Genomic DNA, 3332 nt, shown 5'->3' with positions numbered 1-3332 from the left:
GTTTCGGGCTGATCGCCACTAACTGATTTAACAGGATGGGATGAACTGAACTGGAATTTATAAGTTTCTTGTGTACCAGATAATTCATCCAATCCTGATCAGCTGAAAAGTATAGATCACTACTAGCTCCTGCTTCGATCTGTTTGGCTAAAGCAGAAGATGCACCAAATACGGAAATAATCTTAGTTTGTGGATGTTGGGCTTGGTAAATCCTGGAAATTTCGGTCACAGCATTATTTAGACTCGCTGCGGCGTAAACCTTCACTGTTCCTGCATGGACTGAGGAAAACATCATGGCAATGCACATGGATAAAAACAGAGATTTTTTCATGTGCATCTACCCTTATCAGTGAATAAATAAGCCTTGAACAAGATCCCCTTCTTTCAGGCTTTTTCCTGCCGGAATGCGAACCAGACAATTGGCCTGCATGAGATTGCTCAGCATATGTGATTGCTGCTTAGACAGACTTTTAACTCGTAAAACCGACTGCTCAAAGCTGGCAGACATTCTTAAAAAGCGCTCTCTGGCATTCATTTTCAGATCATGGGTGAGTACAGCATTAAACCAGTTCGGCTGAGATTTGTGTCCTTGTAAGGCATTTAATAAAGTTGCGGTGTAGATCTGCATGCCGACATACACTGCTGCGGGATTTCCCGGCAAACCCAGCAGATAACAATGTGAACTATCATTTCGCTGTAGCTGGGCAAAGAACATCGGCTTGCCCGGCTTCTGTTTTACTTTCCAGAATATCTGTTCAAAGCCTAAATCTAGTGCTACAGGCCGAATGAAATCATAATCTCCGACAGATACACCGCCTGTGGTTAAAATCAGGTCATAGCTTGCTGATAATTCTTGAATGAGATTCCGTACTGCCGCCTCAGTATCTGCAACATGAAAAATTTCAACCTGCTGCCCGGCTTGCTGAAACCAGGCTTCAATCAAGGGACCGTTGGCATCAAAGATTTTACCCGCTACAAAGTCTTCTATACTTTCAGCAACTTCATCACCTGTAATGACCACAGCCACTTTAGAATATTGAAAAACCTCAACAGTATTGATTCCCGCCATGCTTAAAGAGGCAATTGCACCGACTGACAGCTGTTGACCTTTATTGGCCAATAATTGCTCGACTGAAATTTCTTCGCCCACATCGCGAATATCGGCATGAGCGCTGAGCTGTTCCATAATTTTGATTTTGGATGAATCAATCACTTGAACAATTTCCTGACGTGCGACCGTAGTAGTCCCAAGCGGAATTTTAGCGCCAGTAAAAATCCTGACTGCCTGACCATCCTGAAGTTGCAGTTCACCCTGTTGTCCCGCCCGAATTTCACCAATCAGTTGGAATTCGCGTTCTGGTTCAATTGCAGATTGGGTACACAATGCATAACCATCTACGGCACTTTGCGAAAATAACGGTAAATTAATCCCAGAATAAATATCTTCTGCCAGATAACGATTCAGGGTCTGATTCAACTTCAGTCGTTCAGTTGCTAACACTTGAGTATGCTGCAAAATCAATTCTAAAGCCTGATCTACTGTAATCAGACCATGGTCTGCTCCGCATCCAGACATTATTGATAACCGCCTTGATGTGGAATATTTTTTTGCACATCAAATAAATGTACCAACGCTGGTAGTACGGCAATTAAAGATTCTTTGGCGCCTTGTCGGCTGCCCGGTAAAGTCATTACCAAACTGTTATCAATATAGCCCGCAACGCCACGACTTAAAGCTGCATACGGCGTGCGTTTCTGGCCGAAACTGCGTGAAGCTTCCATGAGTCCATGAATTTCCCGTTTCAGTAAAGGCTGTAAAGTTTCAACTGTTAGATCTTTAGGACCTAAGCCTGTTCCACCTACAGTCAGGATCAATGGATAGTCATTTTTCTGTTGATGAACCAATGCCAATAACTGTTCAGGATCATCTGGAATTACCTGATAGGCAATATTTTCAAAATTGGCTTCTTGTAATATTTCCAGGACATTTTGCCCTGCTGTATCCGGTTTTTTACCGGCAGCGACCGTATCTGAAAGCACAATGATGGATGCTGGCAAGGCTTCTTTTAAGACACGGGTAAAATGCGATTTACCGCCTTTTTTCTTTTGCAATTTACATTGATCCAGACATAGATCTTCCGGTTCACAATGTGGTTTGAGCATGTCATAGAGGGTCAATCCAGCCAGACTAACGGCAGTCAAGGCTTCCATTTCCACACCGGTTGGACCAATAGTCTCTACTGTGGCAATAATTTCGACATGTGCATCAAACAGTTCATATTCCACATCTGCGCGATAAATTGGTAAAGGATGACACAGCGGAATCAGTTCATCGGTTCGTTTAGCCCCTAAGATTCCGGCGATGCGAGCTGTCTTTAGAGCATCACCTTTTTCCGTATTGCCATTCCGTAATAATTCAATGCAATGTGGCGGTGCATGCAGAATCCCTGTAGCTACTGCAGTCCGATAACTTTCTGCTTTCATCCCGACATTTTTCATTGCATGTTCCTATAGTTCATTTCTTCTTAAAACGTGTGTCTGTTCTGACTTATATCGGCCATTGATAGATGAATGGTGTATTCTCTTTGGCATGATGACAATGTTGATGCGTCTCATCTGAATGTTTTGGATGATGATGCATGTGAGCAGTTTCTACATCTTTACGGATACAACATCCCTCAACATATTGACTGCTGCCATCCATATAAAACTCTTCTTTCCAGACTGGCACCTCATGTTTGACCCGCTCTACTGCTTCCTCACAAGCAGCAAAAGCTTCACGTCGATGTGCAGCATAAGCAATTGCAATAATGGCTTTTTCACCAATATCTAGTGCCCCAATTCGATGAATCACCCGCACATAGGACACGCCGTATTTGGCCTGGATTTCTTGTTCAATCTGGCGAATCATTTTTTCTGCAACAGGTGTATAGGCCGTATATTTCAGTGCTTTGACTGCTTTACCTTCATGGTGATTACGTACCGTTCCGATAAATACGCCGATTCCACCACATTCAGGAAAAGACTGGATCGGATCAAAACTTTCCAGATCTAAAGCAGTATCCTGGATCCGGGAAATCTGTTTGAATTTGCTCATTTCAGCCTCCTGCTACAGGTGACAACAGCACCAAAGTACTGTCAGCATGAAGAGGTGTCTGACGTGAAATGATGTCTTCACCGATGGCACAGGCACAGCGTTCAATCATGCCAAATGCATCAGGATAATTTTGTCCCACCTGATTCAAAACTTCAGATACGGTACTTTGAGATTTGCAGATAATTTCGAGATCTTGCGGTAACTGTCGCTCTACCGCACCGAAGGCTTCAATTCT

The 3332-nt window shown here is 43.3% G+C and carries 5 protein-coding genes; all 5 read right to left on the bottom strand.

Annotated elements, in window-relative coordinates; genetic code table 11:
• On the bottom strand, positions 1-331 hold a 331-nt coding region (gene modA / locus B4J23_RS01150), incomplete at its 3' end, for a molybdate ABC transporter substrate-binding protein (protein ID WP_291358436.1).
• Between the two features lie 15 nt (positions 332-346).
• Positions 347-1576 (bottom strand): molybdopterin molybdotransferase MoeA, encoded by a 1230-nt coding sequence (locus B4J23_RS01145; protein WP_291358434.1) that lies wholly within the window; start codon positions 1574-1576, stop codon positions 347-349.
• Positions 1576-2499 carry a bifunctional molybdenum cofactor biosynthesis protein MoaC/MoaB gene (moaCB, locus tag B4J23_RS01140; protein WP_180104463.1) on the bottom strand — a complete coding sequence of 308 codons (924 nt, stop codon included), beginning with the start codon at positions 2497-2499 and terminating at the stop codon, positions 1576-1578. The genes B4J23_RS01145 and moaCB overlap by 1 nt, the downstream gene beginning before the upstream one ends.
• Positions 2500-2548: 49 nt before the next feature.
• Positions 2549-3097, bottom strand: a complete 549-nt coding sequence (locus B4J23_RS01135; RefSeq protein WP_291358430.1) for a molybdenum cofactor biosynthesis protein MoaE — start codon at positions 3095-3097, stop codon at positions 2549-2551.
• A 1-nt stretch (position 3098) separates the two neighbouring features.
• Positions 3099-3332, bottom strand: a 234-nt coding sequence (locus tag B4J23_RS01130) for a MoaD/ThiS family protein (protein WP_291358428.1), incomplete at its 5' end; no start/stop codon positions are given.

It is taken from the genome of Acinetobacter sp. UBA3025, from assembly GCF_002367915.1.
Lineage (GTDB): Bacteria > Pseudomonadota > Gammaproteobacteria > Pseudomonadales > Moraxellaceae > Acinetobacter.
This window is presented reverse-complemented; position numbering and strand designations above follow the sequence as displayed.

Bases quoted from the DNA above. Each gene is read 5' to 3' on its own strand.
- B4J23_RS01145 (WP_291358434.1), bottom strand. From the start codon at position 1,576: ATGTCTGGATGCGGAGCAGACCATGGTCTGATTACAGTAGATCAGGCT.
- B4J23_RS01135 (WP_291358430.1), bottom strand. From the start codon at position 3,097: ATGAGCAAATTCAAACAGATTTCCCGGATCCAGGATACTGCTTTAGAT.
- moaCB (WP_180104463.1), bottom strand. From the start codon at position 2,499: ATGAAAAATGTCGGGATGAAAGCAGAAAGTTATCGGACTGCAGTAGCT.